At 71.1% G+C, this 16576-nt stretch carries 18 protein-coding genes and 1 pseudogene; 9 read left to right on the top strand and 10 right to left on the bottom strand.

Annotation, left to right across the window (positions count from 1 at the left end; genetic code table 11):
• Positions 1–76 precede the first annotated feature (76 nt).
• The 5 genes from C1I98_RS00550 to C1I98_RS00530 form a co-directional block, all read right to left on the bottom strand.
• Positions 77–1036, bottom strand: coding sequence for an SMP-30/gluconolactonase/LRE family protein (locus C1I98_RS00550; protein ID WP_233506916.1), 960 nt, complete (start codon positions 1034–1036; stop codon positions 77–79).
• Between the two features lie 413 nt (positions 1037–1449).
• On the bottom strand, positions 1450–2088 hold the full coding sequence (locus C1I98_RS00545) for a GPP34 family phosphoprotein (protein ID WP_158557815.1): 639 nt from the start codon (positions 2086–2088) through the stop codon (positions 1450–1452).
• A complete protein-coding gene (locus tag C1I98_RS00540; RefSeq protein ID WP_111165053.1) occupies positions 2078–2356 on the bottom strand; it encodes a type II toxin-antitoxin system antitoxin in 279 nt (92 codons plus the stop codon). Before C1I98_RS00540 ends, C1I98_RS00545 begins: the two co-directional genes overlap by 11 nt.
• Positions 2356–3306 carry an SPFH domain-containing protein gene (locus C1I98_RS00535; RefSeq protein ID WP_111165052.1) on the bottom strand — a complete coding sequence of 317 codons (951 nt, stop codon included), beginning with the start codon at positions 3304–3306 and terminating at the stop codon, positions 2356–2358. Before C1I98_RS00535 ends, C1I98_RS00540 begins: the two co-directional genes overlap by 1 nt.
• A gap of 103 nt (positions 3307–3409) precedes the next feature.
• On the bottom strand, positions 3410–4075 hold the full coding sequence (locus tag C1I98_RS00530; RefSeq protein ID WP_233506914.1) for a maleylpyruvate isomerase family mycothiol-dependent enzyme: 666 nt from the start codon (positions 4073–4075) through the stop codon (positions 3410–3412).
• A 186-nt stretch (positions 4076–4261) separates the two neighbouring features.
• On the opposite strand from C1I98_RS00530, the gene C1I98_RS00525 reads away from it, so the two are divergent.
• Positions 4262–4582, top strand: coding sequence for a hypothetical protein (locus C1I98_RS00525; RefSeq protein ID WP_233506913.1), 321 nt, complete (start codon positions 4262–4264; stop codon positions 4580–4582).
• Between the two features lie 21 nt (positions 4583–4603).
• Entirely contained in the window at positions 4604–5002 is a 399-nt protein-coding gene (locus tag C1I98_RS00520) for a YkvA family protein (RefSeq protein WP_111165050.1), read from the top strand.
• Positions 5003–5066: 64 nt separating this feature from the next.
• Here C1I98_RS00520 and C1I98_RS00515 read toward each other — a convergent pair whose 3' ends face one another.
• Positions 5067–6410 (bottom strand): MFS transporter, encoded by a 1344-nt coding sequence (locus C1I98_RS00515; RefSeq protein ID WP_233506911.1) that lies wholly within the window; start codon positions 6408–6410, stop codon positions 5067–5069.
• A 459-nt stretch (positions 6411–6869) separates the two neighbouring features.
• Between C1I98_RS00515 and C1I98_RS00510 the strand changes: the two genes are divergently transcribed.
• Together C1I98_RS00510 and C1I98_RS41060 are read left to right on the top strand one after the other, a co-directional pair.
• Positions 6870–7088, top strand: coding sequence for a hypothetical protein (locus C1I98_RS00510; protein WP_111165049.1), 219 nt, complete (start codon positions 6870–6872; stop codon positions 7086–7088).
• Between the two features lie 7 nt (positions 7089–7095).
• Complete coding sequence (locus C1I98_RS41060; protein ID WP_158557813.1) at positions 7096–7254, top strand: hypothetical protein; 159 nt, start codon at positions 7096–7098, stop codon at positions 7252–7254.
• A 52-nt stretch (positions 7255–7306) separates the two neighbouring features.
• On the opposite strand, the gene C1I98_RS00505 is transcribed toward C1I98_RS41060, so the two are convergent.
• Complete coding sequence (locus C1I98_RS00505) at positions 7307–8194, bottom strand: D-alanyl-D-alanine carboxypeptidase family protein (protein ID WP_111165048.1); 888 nt, start codon at positions 8192–8194, stop codon at positions 7307–7309.
• A 450-nt stretch (positions 8195–8644) separates the two neighbouring features.
• Between C1I98_RS00505 and C1I98_RS00500 the strand changes: the two genes are divergently transcribed.
• From C1I98_RS00500 to C1I98_RS00490, 3 genes are read left to right on the top strand one after another with little or no spacing between them, the layout of a single operon-like run.
• Positions 8645–9319, top strand: a complete 675-nt coding sequence (locus C1I98_RS00500; RefSeq protein ID WP_158557811.1) for a response regulator — start codon at positions 8645–8647, stop codon at positions 9317–9319.
• Positions 9320–9326: 7 nt separating this feature from the next.
• A complete protein-coding gene (locus C1I98_RS00495; RefSeq protein WP_199536627.1) occupies positions 9327–10817 on the top strand; it encodes an ATP-binding protein in 1491 nt (496 codons plus the stop codon).
• The gene (locus tag C1I98_RS00490; protein WP_111165046.1) at positions 10814–11305 is read left to right on the top strand and encodes a hypothetical protein; all 492 of its coding nucleotides are present in this window, start codon (positions 10814–10816) and stop codon (positions 11303–11305) included. The genes C1I98_RS00495 and C1I98_RS00490 overlap by 4 nt, the downstream gene beginning before the upstream one ends.
• Positions 11306–11337: 32 nt before the next feature.
• On the opposite strand, the gene C1I98_RS00485 is transcribed toward C1I98_RS00490, so the two are convergent.
• The 3 genes from C1I98_RS00485 to C1I98_RS43430 all read right to left on the bottom strand — a co-directional run bounded on the left by C1I98_RS00485 (position 11338) and on the right by C1I98_RS43430 (position 14092).
• Positions 11338–11997 carry a CBS domain-containing protein gene (locus C1I98_RS00485; protein WP_111165045.1) on the bottom strand — a complete coding sequence of 220 codons (660 nt, stop codon included), beginning with the start codon at positions 11995–11997 and terminating at the stop codon, positions 11338–11340.
• Between the two features lie 10 nt (positions 11998–12007).
• Positions 12008–12892, bottom strand: coding sequence for a universal stress protein (locus C1I98_RS00480; RefSeq protein ID WP_111165070.1), 885 nt, complete (start codon positions 12890–12892; stop codon positions 12008–12010).
• Positions 12893–13393: 501 nt separating this feature from the next.
• Positions 13394–14092 (bottom strand): response regulator, encoded by a 699-nt coding sequence (locus C1I98_RS43430; RefSeq protein WP_267898003.1) that lies wholly within the window; start codon positions 14090–14092, stop codon positions 13394–13396.
• A gap of 945 nt (positions 14093–15037) precedes the next feature.
• Here C1I98_RS43430 and C1I98_RS00470 point away from each other — a divergent pair.
• A complete protein-coding gene (locus C1I98_RS00470) occupies positions 15038–15730 on the top strand; it encodes an S-methyl thiohydantoin desulfurase domain-containing protein (protein WP_111165044.1) in 693 nt (230 codons plus the stop codon).
• A pseudogene (locus C1I98_RS45455) lies at positions 15711–16565 on the top strand (hydantoinase/oxoprolinase family protein); the annotation flags it as partial. The gene C1I98_RS00470 and the pseudogene C1I98_RS45455, both read left to right, overlap by 20 nt.
• Between the last annotated feature and the right edge of the window lie 11 nt (positions 16566–16576).

The following is a 16576-nucleotide window of genomic DNA, read 5'->3' as shown; positions in this document are numbered from 1 at the left end:
CGCGCTCGCCAGCCGATGCCACGAGCGCGACCTCTTGGTCAGCGTCGATCACGAACGGCCCCGGGCAGGGTCTGGCTCAGGGGCGCGGGATCGCGACGGCGGTGTACGGCGTCTCCGGGGTCGGCGGGGTGGAGAAGCGGGCGTTGGGGAGGTACAGGCGGTTTCCGAAGGCGGCCACCGTGGTCGGTACGTCGAAGCGGGGGTCGGTCACCCGCCGCTCGAGGTGGCCCTCGGTGCCCTCCGCGTTCAGCCGGATGACGGCCACGGAGTTGAGCTGGTTCTGCACCGCGTACAGCGTACGGCCGAGCAGCAGCAGCCCGTCGCCCGCGGGCAGCGTCTCACCGTGCAGGTCGATCTGACGGGTCGCACCGGACGGGTCCACACGGAACAGGCCGCCGGTGTTCGACTGCACGACGATCAGGCCCCGGCCGTCCGGGGTCGGCGTGATGCCGTTGGCGTTGAAGCCCGGCCGGTACACCAGGTCCCCGGTGATCGGGATCGGTGTCGCGGCGTCGGGCAGCCGCCGGCCGTTCAGCGGCACCTTGTAGAGGACCGGGTTGGTGGAGTCGGTGAAGTAGGCGGCGTCCCGGGTGACGACCACGTCGTTGATCAGCGCCGGGACGCTGGACAGTCGGTAGGAGGCCAGTATCCGGCCGGTACGGGTGTCGATGACGCGCGCGCCACCGCTCCCGCCACCCGCCACGAACAGCCGCCCGCGCCGGTCGGTCTTCATCCCGACCGACGACGTCCCGGGCCCGGGGCTGATGATCGCGCCGCTTCCGTCGCGCAGGTCGGCGCGGTAGATGGAACCGTCGCCCAGGGAGCCGAAGTAGGCGTACGGGCCGGGGCCGGTGGCGATGCCCTCGGGCCGGAACCCGTTCGGTAAGGAGATCGTCGTGGGGTACTTCGGGGGCGTCGGGGACGCCGCCACCTGTGTGGCCCCTTGGTCGGATGCGGCCTTCGCGGGGCCGCCGATGGCGAGGACCGGCAGCAGCACGGCGAGTGCCGCGCCGAGGATCTTGATCGTCCGGATCACGTGATGCCTCCTACGAGGTGGACGCCGCGATGGGGGTCGCGGGCGTGTTCGGCGAGGTCGCGCGGCGGGCGGCCGGGGTCGGGTCACGCTCCTCCCAGCGGGCGACGTTACGCCTGTGCGTATTCCTGGAGCATGCCGGCGATTCATGCCGATCGCCGTGGCCGAACGGTGTCGTGCCGGTGGCGGGGATGGTGCCCGCCTCTTGCGCAGGTTCTGCATCGATCAGGGCGAACGCAGGATCGTCCGGCACAGGCCGTACATCGCGTTCGGTGGCTCCCGTTGTCAGGTGCGGTGCGCGGGGCCTGCGTTCACTCCTGATGACAACGAAAGTACAAACGACGTCGAAGGTCAATCGGGCACGCCCGGTCCGCCCGCCGACCGGCGTCGCCGTTCGGTGCCGCGTGGTACGCCGGTCAGCCGGCCGCGCTCGCCGAATCGGCCGCTTCGACGCTCTTGCGCAATGCGGTCGTGATCGGCTCGATGGGCGCGGACAGCCGCCGGATCCGGTCCCGGCGCGGGCGCGCCTCCCGCCAGGAGGGGGCCACCGTCTTGAGCCGGGCAGCCGTGGCCAGCGCCGCCAGAACGCGGACGTCCTCGTCCAGGTGCCCGACCGGGCGGCCGCCGCGGATGGCCCGGCCGACGCGTTCGGCCAGCCTGCGCGACAGGTACGCCTTGCGCAGCGTGATCCGCTCGACCGGGAACACCAGGATCCGGCGCCGCTCCACGCTGATCAGCCTGGCCGCCGCCAGCTCGTCGCGTACCACGCGGACCGCCTTGCCGTTGTCCTTCTGCACCCACCGCCGCCACGAGCGGGGCGGCGCGTTCGAGATCTGCTCCCAGACGATGGCTCGCAGCGAGCCCGGCTCGGCGGCCGGGGCGGTGAGCACTCGCGCCTTGCCCGACTCGTCGGCCAGGTTGCCCGCCAGCAGTAGTTCGGCGAGGGTGGCCGCGCGCAGCAGGTAGCCCAGCGCGCTCCGCTGGGTCAGCTTCTCCTTCCGCAGGTCGAAGGCCAGCAGGAAGGCCGATCGGGTCAGTGACTCACTATGCTCCACTCGCGCCGTCTCCATCCGCCTGCTCCCCTTCTGCCTTCTGATCTGTGTCGTCGTCCTCTGTGGCGTCCCCCGGCGCCTTCTTCGGCCGTCCGCGTGGCCGCATCCGCCCCACCCCGTCGGGCAGGCGCCCGGCCTCGGAAAGGGCCCTGCGCAGCAGGAACTCGATCTGGGAGTTCGTGCTGCGCAGCTCGTCGGACGCCCACCTGGCCAGCGCGTCGTGGACCACCGGGTCGAGGCGCAGCAGGATCTTCTTCCGCTCCACGGTGATTACTGGTAGAGGGTGCCCGTGTTGACCACGGGCTGGGTGTCGCGGTCACCGACCAGCACCACGAGCAGGTTGCTCACCATGGCCGCCTTGCGCTCCTCGTCCAGCTCGACCACGTCGTGCTCGGCGAGCCGGTCCAGCGCCATCTCCACCATGCCGACCGCGCCCTCGACGATCCGCTGCCGGGCCGCCACCACCGCCCCGGCCTGCTGGCGGCGCAGCATCGCGTGGGCGATCTCGGGCGCGTACGCCAGATGGATGATCCGCGACTCGATGACCTTCACCCCGGCGGAGGCGACCCGGGCCGCGATCTCCGTGGACAGCCGCTCGTTGATCTCGTCGGCGTTGTCCCGCAGTGACAGCCTCGGCTCGCCGTGCGCGTCGTAGGGGTAGCTGCCCGCGATGTGCCGCACGGCCGTCTCCGCCTGGATGGCCACGAACTCCACGAAGTCGTCCACCTCGAAGACCGCCTGCGCGGTGTCCTGCACCTGCCAGACCACCACGGTCGCGATCTGGATCGGGTTGCCGTCCGCGTCGTTGACCTTCGTCACGCCCGTCTCGTGGTTGCGGATCCTCGTGGACACCCGCCGCCGCACAGTGATCGGGTTGACCCACTGGAAGCCGGGGGTGCGCATGGTGCCGACGTACCGGCCGAGCAACTGCACCACCCTGGCCTCGCCCGGTGCCACCGCGGTGAGGCCGAAGTACGTGGAGAAGCCGAGCAGGATCACCAGGACGCTCGCGATGACCACCCACATACCGCCCTGCCCGGCCCCCGAGGCGAGCATGACGATCCCCATGACGAGCAGCGCGATCCCGGCAAGGGTCAGCGCCGTCGCCACCCCCAGCATCACGAACCCGTTGGCCGCCCGCACGGGGTGCTCGCTCGTGCGCGGCGCGGGCATTTCCACGACGGCGGCCTCAAGTGCGGCCTCGCCCGATGTGTTCACCATCGTCGGTCCCTTCTACGTGACTTCACTTTGCTAGCAAAGTGATATCACTTTTTGAGCGGCGGGGGAAGGCCGGCCGGCGTGCGGAAGGGCTTGGAGCACCGGGTCACGTCAGGTCGCGCCGCCCGCGAAGGATCTCGACGCCGTCGCCGTCAAGCTCGTCGCAGTACACCGAGCGCCCGGTCATCGCCATCACTAGTACCAGGGTGGTACCGGACACCAACGGGCCGGAACCGGTGGCGAAAGGACCGTCGGTCGCGGTGAGCCGCAGCCCGGTGATCCGTTTTCTGGCGGCGACGACCTGGTCCGAGCCCTGGTAGTACTCGGCCAGCCGGGTGACGGTCCCGATCGGGTACTCGTGCCGGATACCCAGCGGTCGCCGGATGTCCTCGCCGTGCACGATCGTCTCACCCAGCATCGCCATGATCGGGAGGGGCGGCTTGGTGGTGCTCGTGACGACGCGGCGGAACCGCTCAAGCGTCTCGGCCGGGCTCGCGCCCAGTTGTTCGGCCAGCCGCATCGCGACCTGCTTGTCGAAATCGAACCGGCAGCGGATCACGCCCACCATCCACCGCACGGCGTTGAGGCTCGCCGCCGCGGTGAGGTGCGCCAGTACCTCGCGCACAGTCAACGCGGTGGACAGCGACCGCGTCGCCCACTGCTCATCGGTCAGATCCGCCAGATCCGCCGCCAGGGCCGCCCGCTCGGCGTGCACCAACGGCCAGAGGCCGGCCGCGCGTCCGGTCCCTCTTTTCGTCTCGTCGTAGGTCACAGGAGTCCTCTCGTCATGGTCGTTGAGGTGAAGACTCCCGAAACGGGAAGAACTCATCGCTGCTGACGAGAACTCGGCCGGCCCAAGTCGTTGTAACGCCCGTAACGTGGTCGTGTGACAGACGACGTGCACCCGCGACTGTTGCGGGCACGCTACGGGTCCAGGTGTGACGCAAGCTGCGCTCACTTGGTGCGTTGTACCTGCAGCAGTCGATCTGCCTGCCCTGCCCGGCCGGAGGTCCACAAGCAGGTCCGGCGGCTCGCCGCCCGGGCCGAGGAGCGGGCGGTGATCGCCGAGTTCAACGCCGCCCGCGACGCCGAGGTGCCACAATGCCTGCCCGGGCTTCGGCAGGAACCGGCCGGCGAACGGGCACCAAGCCGCCTCACCTACGCCGAGGCCGACCTCGAACGCTTCCGCACCTGGCTTGCCAAGATCGCCGCGATCCAGGAGGCCGCACTGCTCCCGATCACCGAGACACCGCCGCCGCGCGTGGTGCACCGGCCATGACCGGTTCGCTGTGGTGGGACCTTGCTCATCGGCATCGCCGCCGCCCTGGCGTTCACCTGGCTCGCGCTCCTCATCACGCTGCTCATCGCCCGCCCGCGCGGCGGGCCGCTGCGCGAAGCGCTGCGCGTGCTGCCGGACGTGCTGCGTCTGCTCCGCCGGCTCGCCGCGGACCGCACCCTGCCGCGCGGGGTGCGGGTGCGGCTCGGTCTGCTGCTGGCCTATCTGGCATTCCCGATCGACCTGATCCCGGACTTCATCCCCGAGCTGGGCTACGCCGACGACGCCATCATCGTCACCGCCGTGCTCCGCGGCGTCGTACGCCGGGCCGGCCTGGACGCCGTCCGCGCCCATTGGCCCGGCACCGACGACGGGTTCACGGCCGTCGTCCGCCTGGCCGGCCTGCACCGGAAGCCACAGTGACCGGAGGTCAGCGCGTTGAACAAAGGCACGATGCCCGCCGGTCACCAGGCCGGGGCCGGATCTCTCAGTGCGCGGGCAGGGCGATGCGCCAGGCGATGAACCCGGCGGCGGCGAGCCCCACGATGGCAAGGGCGCTGCTCGTGAGGAACGGGTCGATGCCGGCAAGGGCCGGAGCGAAACCGACGCCGATGTAGACCGTGATCCCGGTGGAACCGCCGAGTTGGTCGGCCGCGCGCTGGACGCCTGCGGCGGCCCCCGCGTCGTCTCCGGTCACGCCGGTCACGGCGGCGTACTGCAGGCCGACGAGCCCGAAGCCCATCCCGGCCGCGATCAGCACCATCGCCGAAACCGTCGCGAGAACGTGCGCCCCCGCAGGGGCGGCGGCGATGGCGGCCATGCCCAGTGCGGTCAGCCCGATCCCGGTGACGGCGCAGACGCGCGCCCCCCACCGCCCGAGCAGCCGTGGCACGAACGTCGCGGCGGCGATGAGGGAGACGGCCAACGGCAGCAGGGTGAGCCCGGCCGCCAGCGGGCTGAGCCCCAGCCGGTTCTGCAGGTGATAGGTGAACAGCAGAAACGAGGTGGACAGGGCGGCGCTGAGCAGCGCGGTCGCGAGGTTGGCCAGGACGCGGGCCCGGTTGCGGAAGAATCCGGGAGGGATGAGCGGGTCGGCCGCACGGCGTTCGGTCACGACGAACAGCACCCCGGCGATCGCCGCCCCGGCCAGCGCCACCGGCGACAGTCGGCCAAGTCCGCCGTCCTGCCCGGCCTCGACGACGCCCAGCGCGAACAGCAGCGGCGCCGCGGTCAGCAGCACCGACCCGCGCAGGTCGAGCCGGACGCGCCGGCCCAGCGGGTCGGCGGGGACCAGCAGGATCGTGGCCGCCAGCACGAACACGATGAACGGAACGGCCACCAGGAAGATCCATCGCCAGCCCAGAAGCTGCGTGACCACCCCGGAGAGCACGAAGCCGAGTACCAGACCGCTGCTCGCGACCGCGGCCCACACACCCAGCGCTCGCGACCGGCGCGGCCCCTCGGGGAACATGAGCACGATCACCGCCATGGCGGCGGGCAGCGCCAGCGCCTCACCGGCGCCCTGCATCAGCCGCGCCGCCACGAGGAGGGTGAATGACGGGGCGATGCCGGCCAGCAGCGACGCCGCCCCGAACAGGACGGTGCCCGCCAGCAGTACCCGCCGCCTGCCGAGCAGGTCGCCGAGCCGTCCGCCGAGCATCAGCAGGCCGCCGCCTGTGACCGTGTACCCGACGACCACCCATGTCAGGCGGCGGGCGTCCGCGCCCAGATCGTGGCCGATGGACGGCAGCGCGACGTTGACCACGGTCACGTCGACCGCGATGAGGAACTGCAACATGGCCAGGCAGCTCAGAACCAGCCATGCCCGCACCGGCGACGAACCGCCCTGGCGAGAGAAGAGAAGGGGTGACCCCACAGAAATGCTCCGTTGCTCGGGGATATCCCGGGCAGCACGAAACGGCCGCTCCGGATTGACCACGAAGCGACGGAACGTTCAGTGGAAAGTGGAAGAAGAACGCCCCGCCGCTAGCGGAGCGTCCTGGTCACAGCGGCGGCAGCCGCAGCAGAAGCGCCGGACATGCCATGCACGATACCGCAGCCGAGGTACGGCGGGTATCCGGCCCGGGCGTGATCGCCCGATGCTGCTCTCACTCCGTCAGTGGCCGATGCCGAACACGAATCCGCCGGGCAGCGGGGCGCGGTCGCTCGCGATAAACCCGCCGGGGGGAAAGTGCCGATCGTCGTGCTGTCGCACTGATCCGGCGTTGATCGGGCCATGAGGGGCGTCCGGAGACCTGGGGGCGTACCCCGAATCGTTCGGAGGCCGACAGTGAACAAGGCGATCACCCGGGCGGCCTCGGCCGCGCTGGTGCTGGGAACGGCCGCTACGACGCTGGTCTGCGGTGGGCCGGCGTCTGCCATGGCGTTGGACTGGCGCTGCACGATGGGCAGTCACAGCACCAATCCGCCCATCGGGCCGGCACTGACCAACTGGGGCATCGGTGAACGGACCAACGGGAGCGGCGGCGGGCCCATCACGCTCGGGTGACTACATCGTGGCCGAAGGCAGCAGCATCATGGCCTACCGGCTGGTCGGGGAACGCGTCAGCCCGAACGCCCTCGGGATCTACCAGAAGTACCGCTTCTGGCACAAGGAGAAGCAGGGGTCGCCGGGACTGTTCTCGTACCAGGCGAGCAGCGTCGCCGTGTGCTAGGCCTCACGGACGCGGCGAGGAAGGATGGCGGGGGCGTTCACGAAGGCGGCGTTCATTCGAGGTTCAGGTATCGCTGGGCCGCCAGGATCAACTTCCTGCTCGCGGCGAACGCCGCCTCCTTCTTCTCTTGGAACGAGTCGCCGGAGTCGCCCTGGCGCAGCACCACCCCGAGGATCAGCCGGTCGCGGTTGCCGGAAGTGGGGCGGGCGGCCCACAGCAGCGCTCCGCCCGCCGCCGAGCTGGTGCCGGTCTTGAGACCGACGACCCCGGGCATTTCGAGCAGCTTGTTGCCGTTGACGATCTCGCTCTCGATGCCCGGAATGTTGATCCTCGCGGTGGCGACGATGTCTCGCAGCACCGGGTTCTTCATGGCCTTCCTGGCCAGCTTGAGCTGATCCACCGCCGTGCTGACCGTGGTGGATTCGTATCCGCTCGCCCCGGTGTACGTGGTGTTCTTCATGCCCAGTTTGGCGGCGGTCGCGTTCATCTTGCGGACGAAGGCCCGCTCCGAGCCCGCGTCCCAGCGGGCCAGCAGGCGTGCGGCGTTGTTCCCCGAAGGGATCAGCATCAGTTCGAGAAGCTCCCGCTCGGTGAAGCCCTGGCCCGCCCTGATCGGCACCGTGGACTCGTCCCGGTTTCCCGACTCGATCGCCGCCTGCCGGTCGACCCGGATGGACGGCCCCGCGGCCTTCCTGCCGAGCGGGTGATCGCGAAGAATCACCAGGGCGGTCATCACCTTGGTGACGCTCGCGATCGGTACGGGCCGCTGCTCACCGTACACACTCAGGCTGTGCACCGGCCCGGTGACCTCGACCGCCGCCTGCCCCTTCGACGGCCACGGCAGGGGGATCGGCACCGGCTTGGAGTTCGACAGCGTCAGTGGCTCGGCCTGCCCGTCGCCGTAGGCCAGGCAACCGGCCACGGCGAGTACGGCGGACATGGCGACACCGAGCGCGCATGTGGTGGGAGAAAGACGCGACAACAAGAGCTCTTCACCTCTTGGAAGATCGGGGCGCGCTTCTCGCGCCCGCACGGATCATGTGCAGGGGGGTGCAAGGGCTCGTGGTGTCACGGCCGGCTCATCGGCCTGACATCGCTGGTGCCGCTGCCGGGATGGCGGGCGAACGCCGCGGGCGGCGGGAGCATGGCGTACCGCCGGTCTCGAAGCCGAGGTGGGATGGTGTGTGGCTCGCTCATGACGAACTACGATTGGCGCTTAATGTGCGTGCGTCGTCAGCCGTATGTCACCGTTTGTCGACGGCGGCCGCCGTCGGCGCGATCGTGACACGACCATGACATCGCGCGGACGAGTCGGGGACACGGCCGGCCCACGGTGGACAGGGTTGACCGGGGAGGGCGAGTTACGGAGCGTGCGGTGAAACTCGGCGGCGTGTCGCGAGTGTTGTTGATCGAGGATGACCCGGCCGTGCGGGAGGGCCTTGAGCTGGCCCTGTCCCAGCATGGGCACCGGGTGCGGGCGGTGGAGTCCGGCGAGGAGGGGCTGGAGCGGCTGCGGGCGGACGTTCCCGACGTCGTCGTGCTCGATCTGATGTTGCCCGGCATCGACGGGTTCGAGGTCTGCCGCCGCATCCGGGCCGCCGGGGAGGTACCGATCATCATGCTGACCGCGCGCGGCGACGACATGGACGTGGTGGCCGGGCTGGAGGCGGGCGCCGACGACTACGTGGTCAAGCCGGTGCAGCCGCGGGTGCTGGAGGCGCGCATTCGCGCGGTACTGCGGCGGATCGGCCGGGACCAGGCGGAGCTGGAACGTTATGGGGACCTGACCATCGACCGGGCCGGGCTGGTGGTCGCCAACCGCGGTGAGCCGGTCAGTCTCGCCCCGACCGAGCTGCGCCTGCTGCTCGAACTCTCCGGCACGCCGGGCCGGGTGCACAGCCGCCAGCAACTGCTGGAATCGGTGTGGGAGCACGGGTATTTCGGCGACTCGCGTCTGGTGGACGCGTGCGTGCAGCGGTTGCGCGCGAAGATCGAGGACGACTCGGCGGCGCCGGTCTACGTGCAGACGGTACGTGGGTTCGGGTACCGGTTCGGGCCGGTGTGAGCCGCCGGTGGCACCTCGGCCGAGCCTGGGACTGCACGCCCGGCTGCTGCTCGCCTTCGCACTGCTGTGCGCGGTCACCGCGATGGCGGTGGCCGGCGCGATGTACGTCCCGGCCCGCAATGCCATCCTGGGGCGGGCCCAGGACGCCGCGGTGCGGGAGATGACCGGCCGTCTGGAGGCGCTGTTCCCGTTGCGGACCGCGACGCCGGACACGCACGACCTCGACATGATCGCCCACGCGGTGACCGACCGGAACAGCTCCGCGATCGCCGTCTATAACGGGGTGCACTCGCCGGCCAGGCCGGTGCCGGGAACGCCGGGACTTCCGGGACGCGGCCGGCCGGAGCCGGGCCCTCCGGTGCTGGAGCCCCAGGTGATTCCGAAGGGGCTACGGCACCTGGTGGCCAGCGGCCGGGTCGGGTGGCAGCGTGTGGCGTGGCAGGGCGCGCCCTGGCTGATCATCGGCACGCCCTTGGTGATCGTCGAGCCCGACAACACGACGCGGCTGTCGGGCATCGAGGTCTATGTCGCGCGCAGCCTGCTCCCTGAACAGCGCAGCCTTGACGAGCTCACCGCATGGGCCTGGTTCTGCGCCGGGGCGGCCCTGGCGTTCGCGGTCGTCCTGGCGTTGCTGGCCATCCGTGGCGTGCTGGGCCCGGTGCGCGAGCTGGGCCGGGCGGCGCGCCTGCTGGGCAAGGGCGAGCTACGGACCAGGATCACGGTACGCGGCTCCGACGAGCTGGCCGAGGTGGCACGCACGTTCAACGACACCGCCGCGGAGCTGGAACGGCTGGTCGGGCAGTTGCGTGAGATGGAGGCCGACGCCCGCCGCTTCGTGGCCGACGTGTCGCACGAGCTGCGTACCCCGCTGGCCGCGCTGGCCGCGGTCGCCGACGTCCTGGACGAGCAGGCGGCCCGGCTGCCCGAGCCCGCGGGCAGGGCCGCCAGGCTGGTCAGCCAGGAGACGCTCAACCTCACCGCTCTGGTGAACGACCTCATCGAGATCAGCAGGTTCGACTCCGGCGTTGCGGCCCTCGCACCGAACGACGTGGACATGGCCGAGCTGGTGCGCGCGACCCTGCGCGCCCGGGGCTGGTCGGAGCAGGTGAACGCCGAGGTTCCATCCGGGGTCACGGCACGGCTGGACCCGCGCCGAGTGGACGTCATCCTCGCGAACCTGGTCGGCAACGCCCTGCGGCACGGCGAGCCACCGGTGTCGGTACGGCTGCGCGCCGATGAGCACTGGATCGCCGTGGAGGTCCGCGACCACGGGCCAGGGCTGGACGAAGCGGTACTGCCGCACGTGTTCGACCGGTTCTACAAGGCCAGCGCGGCCAGGGCCAGATCCGAGGGCAGCGGCCTCGGCCTGGCCATCGCCCGGGAGAACGCACGCCTGCACCAGGGCGACCTCACCGTCACCAACGCCCCGGACGGCGGCGCCGTCTTCACCCTGCGCCTGCCGCGCCAGACGCCCGACGCGGACGGAGACTCCGAATGAGGACCGGGCTCGCCCGCCGCGTCCTCGCCGCGAGCCTGCTGGCGCTCACCGCCGTGGCCGGCTGCGGCGTGCAACCCAGCGACCCCATCCCGGCGGGCGAACCGCCGAGCGGACCTGTCGCACGCGCCACGACGATCAAGCTGTACTTTCTGAAGAACGGCCGGCTAAGCGCCGTGATGCGGCCCTGGCCCGATGGCCGTCCCCTGTTCCCAGGGGACACTCTCGCGCTGCTGGCGGCCGGACCCAACACGACGGAAACGGCGCAGGGCTTCACCACCGACGTCCCGCCCGACGCCGGTCCGTTCTCGGCGATCGTCAGGCCGGTCGACCAGGTGGTGGTGAACGTGTCCGTTCCGGCGAAAGACCTGTCCGAACGTGCCGTCGAGCAGATCGCGTGCACGGCCGCCGGCGCAGGACCGGAAAGCCCTGCCGAGGTTTCCGTCGTCGGTACCGGGCGGAGCGTCAGCCCCCGCGACTGCCCGGAGTGACGGCGGCGACCACATGGCGCATGAGCGGCGGGTCAGGTCTGAGGGTCGAGATCGTCAGTGGCGCAATCCAGGTCGGCGATGACCTCGATCAGGCCCTCCACGCCGCGGATCGACTCCACGACCGCGGCGATCTGCGAACGGCGGGCGAGCCGCCCCTTGACCGTCGCGACCCCCTCCAGTACCTCCACGACCACATCACCCTCGGGAACCGACAGCCGCCGCAGCAGCTCGTCCGCGTCCAGCCGGATCGCCTCGGCCGAGCGGACGAAGACCGTCAGAAGGTCCCGCTGACTCACCGCGCCGACCAACACCCCGGTCGCCGTGTCGACCACCGGGAGCTGCTTGACGCGGTGGTCGGCCATCAGCCGGGCGGCCTCGCGGACGGTGGTGTTCCGTGTCACCATGATCGGCGGGGTGGTCATCAGCTCCCGCGCCGTACACCCCCGGGCCTTCAGATGGTCCCGACACGACGCGTGCCCCTCGAAAAGATCGTCCCGCTCGCGATACGGATCGGTCTCGTGGGACAGCAGATCGTGTTCCGACACCACGCCGACGGGCCTGCGCGCCTCGTCCACGACGGTGAGCGCCCCAGCGTCGAACCGCCGGATGGTGGCGATCAGCTCGCCGAACGACGTGTCCGGGCAGACCGCCACCGCGCACCCGCTCATCACCTCGCCGACCTTCATCCACATGACGACCTCCTCAGGCTCTGGCGTTCAGCCGCTCACCCGCGGCCGTGATCGAAGCCGCACCGACCACCGCGACCGGACAGGGGGCGTGCCGCAGCGCCGCCTTCGGCACGCCGCCCAGCCGGGCGGCGCCGTGCCCCACGACGAGCAGGCTCGCCGTACCGGCCGCGGCCTGCACCGCCTCCACCGGCGAGCACGCCGCGAAGCGGGTCTCGACCCGAACCCCGGGATGGGCCGAGCGCCATGGCGCGAGCCGTTCGGTCATGGCCTGCTCACCGGCCTGGACGGTCGCCTCCACATCCGGCACCGGAGCCATCGCCGGACCCCACGCCATCAGCGGTGGTGTCTTGGCATGTACGGCCAGCAGCGGCACCTGGCGCAGCTCCGCCTCACCGAACGCGAACGCCAGTTCCGCATCGTGCGGCTCCTCCCCCAGCGCCAGCACCACCGGCCCGCGCCGCCCGCTGACCGGCAGCGGCCCGGGACCGCGTACCACGACGACCGGGCACGCGGCGTGCCGGGCCACCTGGACGGCCACCGAGCCCAGCAGCGTGGTGGCCACCCGGCCCAGCCCACGCGATCCCACGACCACCAGGTCGGCGCGCCCGGACAGCTCGATCAGCAGATCGGCCGCCGGGCCCTCGCGCAGTTCGGCGCGCACGTCGCCGATCGAGCTGGACGCGCGGGCACGGTGTGCGCCGTGCTCCAGCACATGCTCGGCGGCCTTGCGCAGGTGCTCCTTCGCGCCGGGCGCGGCCGTGCCGTACGGCCACTCCCAGGCGTGCGCGACGGTCAGCGGCAGCCGCCTCGGTTCCGCCTCGTCCATCGCCCAGTCCAGGGCCTGCATCGCGAAATCCGACCCGTCGTAGCCGACGACCACTCCGTGCGGTTTCGTCATCGTCATCACCTCGCCACCATGCTGCTGCGAGGGGGAACGCACGCGTCAGAGTCGAAGGTCCCGATCATGAGGGACTCTTGCCGAGTCGTACCCGGCCCCCGGCTCATGCGATCCCGTTCCACTCCGACGACCAGATAAACCGGCCCTGGCTTGATCACCTCCCAGGGCCGCGCCGATGGGGCGGCTGCCGGGCAATGCCGAAGGCCCCGGCGTCTTGCGACGCCGGGGCCTTCCACGTGTGCGTACCGGTGTGCGTGTCGCCTCTCGGCGAAAAGCGCAACGCGGCTCCAGCCGAACCGTAGTCCGCGAAGGCGAGAGGCACCCGCTCCTCTCCCAGGGCCATCCGATTTTCCGGCCTCAGCCCAGGATGCGATGCGGTCCGCGGAAGGCGGGCCCTCCGGGAAAGCGGCGAGAATGCCCGGACATCGAGGTCGGGGCGGCCACCGTCCCGGCGAGAGGCGGTCGCGGATCATCCTGCCATGCCATCGCCGACGCCGCGCCCTACGCCCTGGGGCGTACCTCCCCGGCGCGTACGACGCCGTTCTCGTACGCGGCGATCACGAGCTGGGCCCGGTCGCGCACGCCCAGCTTGGCCATCAGATGCCGGATGTGGGTCTTCACGGTGGCCAGGTTGATCCCGAGCCGGATCGCGATCTCGGGGTTGGCCAGTCCGCGCGCGATGAGCACTAGGACGTCGTGCTCCCGCCCGGTGACGCCGGTCAGGTCGGTCTTCGGCACGCCGGGGTCGTGCGGCGCGTGCCGGGCGAAGTGGGCGATCAGCCGCCGGGTCACCGTGGGGGCCAGCAGCGCCTCGCCCGCGGCCACCACGCGCAGCGCGTCGAGCAGGGCGTCGGGGCGGGTGTCCTTGAGCAGGAAGCCGCCGGCCCCGGCCCGGAGCGCGGCGTACACGTACTCGTCCAGGTCGAAGGTCGTGAGGATGAGGACCTTCACGGCGGCGGTGGCGGCGGTGGCGCGGATCGGCCTGGTGGCCTCAAGGCCGTCGACATCGGACATGCGGATGTCCATCAGCACGATGTCGGGCCGAAGCCGCCTGGCCAGCTCGACGGTCTCGCGCCCGGTGCCCGCCTCCCCGACCGTCTCCATGTCGGGGGCGCTGTCGATGAGCATGCGGAAGCCGACGCGCAGCAGGTGCTGGTCGGCGGCGATGAGCACCCGGTACGGCCTGCCGTTCGGGAGCAGTTCGTCCAGCAGGACGCCGGCCTCCCGGTTCTCCCGCTCATAGGCCAGCGAGGTCTGCGCGAGATGCGCCGAGAACGCCAGGGACGCGATCCGCAGCGACGTGAGGATGTGCCCGGACGGCACGTCCAGGCCGTGTGGCACCCGCGCGCCGAGCCACAGGCGAGGCGGGCCCGCCGCCAGCGGGAACGCCGCGACGGCCACGATGCTCTCCCGCGTCCCGCCCTCCACGACCGCGCCCCGGAAGCCGGCCTGCCCGCCGAACGAGTGCAGCGCGCGGGCCAGGTCGTCGGCGGGCGCCAGCACGGGACCGGCGATCGGGTGGCCGTCGAGGCCGATCTGGGCGACGGGGAACGCGATCACCCGGGCGAGACGGTCCACCAGTTCGCCGACATCGCGGGCCGGGCGCAGCATCACCTCGCTCACCCGGCGGACCACCCCGGCGCCCACGAGCTCCGGATTCTGGACGAGCTGCTCGATGTCCGAACGCAACCGCCTGGGATCGAGCCCGGGCTCGCGCCAGAGCGCGATCTGGAACCGGTCCGCCAGCCGCCGCGTGGGCGAGGGTAGGTCATCGCTGCCCGCGTCCACGACCACGCAGCTCACGCGGGCGGCCGCCGCCCGGCGCAGCAGCAGGTCAAGTGCGACATCACCGCTCGCCGCGACCTCCCTGGGCACGATGACGAGCGAACCCGGTCGCTGTGTCTCGATCTCCTCGATCCGGAAGACGATGGCGACGGCGCCGACGGGCCGCCGCAACGCGGCATCACCGCCGCTCAAGGTGTCGCGGACGTCCGGCGAGGCGAACGTCTCGACGATCGCGCGCACGTTCACCATGGTGCTACCCCCGGCATAGTGCCCAGTGTCCCGGAAAACTATAGGCACCTTGCACAATGACGGCGTTCATCTGGTAAGCGATGCTTCCACACAAGCTAAGGAGAGCCGACCATGAGATGCACGGCTGATGACATCGCCCCTATGGCGCGCGGCGCCGCCGTCCTCGGCGGAGGCGGAGCCGGTGACCCGTTCATCGCCGAGGTGATGCTCGGCGAGGTGCTCCGCGACAAGGGGCCGATCGATGTCATCGGCCCGGACGAACTCGACGACGACGCCGATGTCGCTCCCCTCGCCCTCATGGGCTCCCCGCACGCCCTCTCCGAGAAGCTGCTCGGCACCGCCGAGCTGCCGATCCTCTTCTCCGGCAACGCGCTCAGAAGCCGACCGCCGGCGGCGGTGATGCCCTACGAGATGGCGGGCATGAACGCCCTGTATCCGCTTGCCGCCGCGGCGCTGCTGGAAGTGCCATGCGTCGACGGTGATTTCGCCGGCCGTGGGGTGCCGAGCCTCGACCTGGTGACGCTCGAACTCGATGACGGGCAGCCCGACGCGTACATCCTGTGCGATCCGAACCGCCGTACCGTGACGATTCAGAAGATCGATGTCGGTGGGACCAACACCGACGCAGTCGTCCTCGATGGGAGCCGGGTCGTCGCCGCCACGAAGGCCCCGACGTCGGAGGATGTGACGTCGGGCATCCTCACCGCGCTCGGCGAGGTGCGGAAGGCGGTGGCCGTTGACGACATCGCCTCGGTCTTCATCGGCACCACGGCACTTCATCAACGTGATCGCACAGGGTCGTGACCTGGAACGCGTCGCGGCGGTACGGCTCGCCACGCCGCCCCAGTCCCTGATGCCGATGATCGACTGGCCCTACCGGCTGCGCGAGGTCGTCGACGGGGGCACCTTCGTGTGCGCCGGTGGAGCGCAGTTCGACGGCACGCCGCTCAACGAACTCGACGAGGCGGGCCTGCGCGAGATCGCACGGCGGATCGCCGCCTCCGGCGTCCGGCACATCGCCCTGAGCTCGGTCTTCTCCACGGTCAACCCGGACCCGGAGACCCGCGCGAAGGAGATCCTGCGCGGGGAGCTGCCGGACGCGTCGATCACCCGCTCCACGCTCGTCGGCAGGGTCGGTCTCCTCGAACGCGAGAACGCGACGATCCTGAACGCCGCGCTCCTCGACCTGGCGGGCCGGGTGATCGACGGCCTGGAGGAGGTCGTCGCCGGCGTCGGCATCACGGCCCCGATCCTGCTGTCGCAGAACGACGGCACCGTCATGACCCTCGATCGGGCACGCCGGTTCCCCATCTTCACGATCGCGTCCGGGCCGACCAACTCGATGCGGGGAGCGGCGCTGCTGACGGGCCTGGACCACGGGGTGGTCATCGACGTCGGCGGGACCACCTCGGACATCGGAATGCTCCAGCACGGTTTCCCCCGGGAGTCGACCGTGGCGATGAGCCTGGCAGGCGTGCGGAGCAACTTCCGGATGCCCGACGTCCTGTCCATGCCCCTCGGCGGCGGCACGAAGGTCACCGACGACGGGGCGGTGGTCGGACCGGAGAGCGTCGGCTTCCGCATCATGTCCGAGGCGCGGGTGTTCGGCGGCGACACGCTCACGTTCACGGATGTCGCGGTCGCGAGCGG

The organism is Spongiactinospora gelatinilytica (assembly GCF_003236385.1).
Taxonomy (GTDB): domain Bacteria; phylum Actinomycetota; class Actinomycetes; order Streptosporangiales; family Streptosporangiaceae; genus Spongiactinospora; species Spongiactinospora gelatinilytica.
The sequence above is the reverse complement of the archived record's forward strand: the minus strand, read 5'-3'. Positions and strand labels throughout refer to the sequence as shown.

Coding starts and splice junctions, on each gene's coding strand:
- C1I98_RS00535 (WP_111165052.1), bottom strand. CDS start 3,306: ATGGTGAACACATCGGGCGAGGCCGCACTTGAGGCCGCCGTCGTGGAA.
- C1I98_RS00505 (WP_111165048.1), bottom strand. CDS start 8,194: ATGTCCGCCGTACTCGCCGTGGCCGGTTGCCTGGCCTACGGCGACGGG.
- C1I98_RS00490 (WP_111165046.1), top strand. CDS start 10,814: ATGAGGACCGGGCTCGCCCGCCGCGTCCTCGCCGCGAGCCTGCTGGCG.
- C1I98_RS00485 (WP_111165045.1), bottom strand. CDS start 11,997: ATGTGGATGAAGGTCGGCGAGGTGATGAGCGGGTGCGCGGTGGCGGTC.
- C1I98_RS00480 (WP_111165070.1), bottom strand. CDS start 12,892: ATGACGAAACCGCACGGAGTGGTCGTCGGCTACGACGGGTCGGATTTC.
- C1I98_RS00470 (WP_111165044.1), top strand. CDS start 15,038: ATGAGATGCACGGCTGATGACATCGCCCCTATGGCGCGCGGCGCCGCC.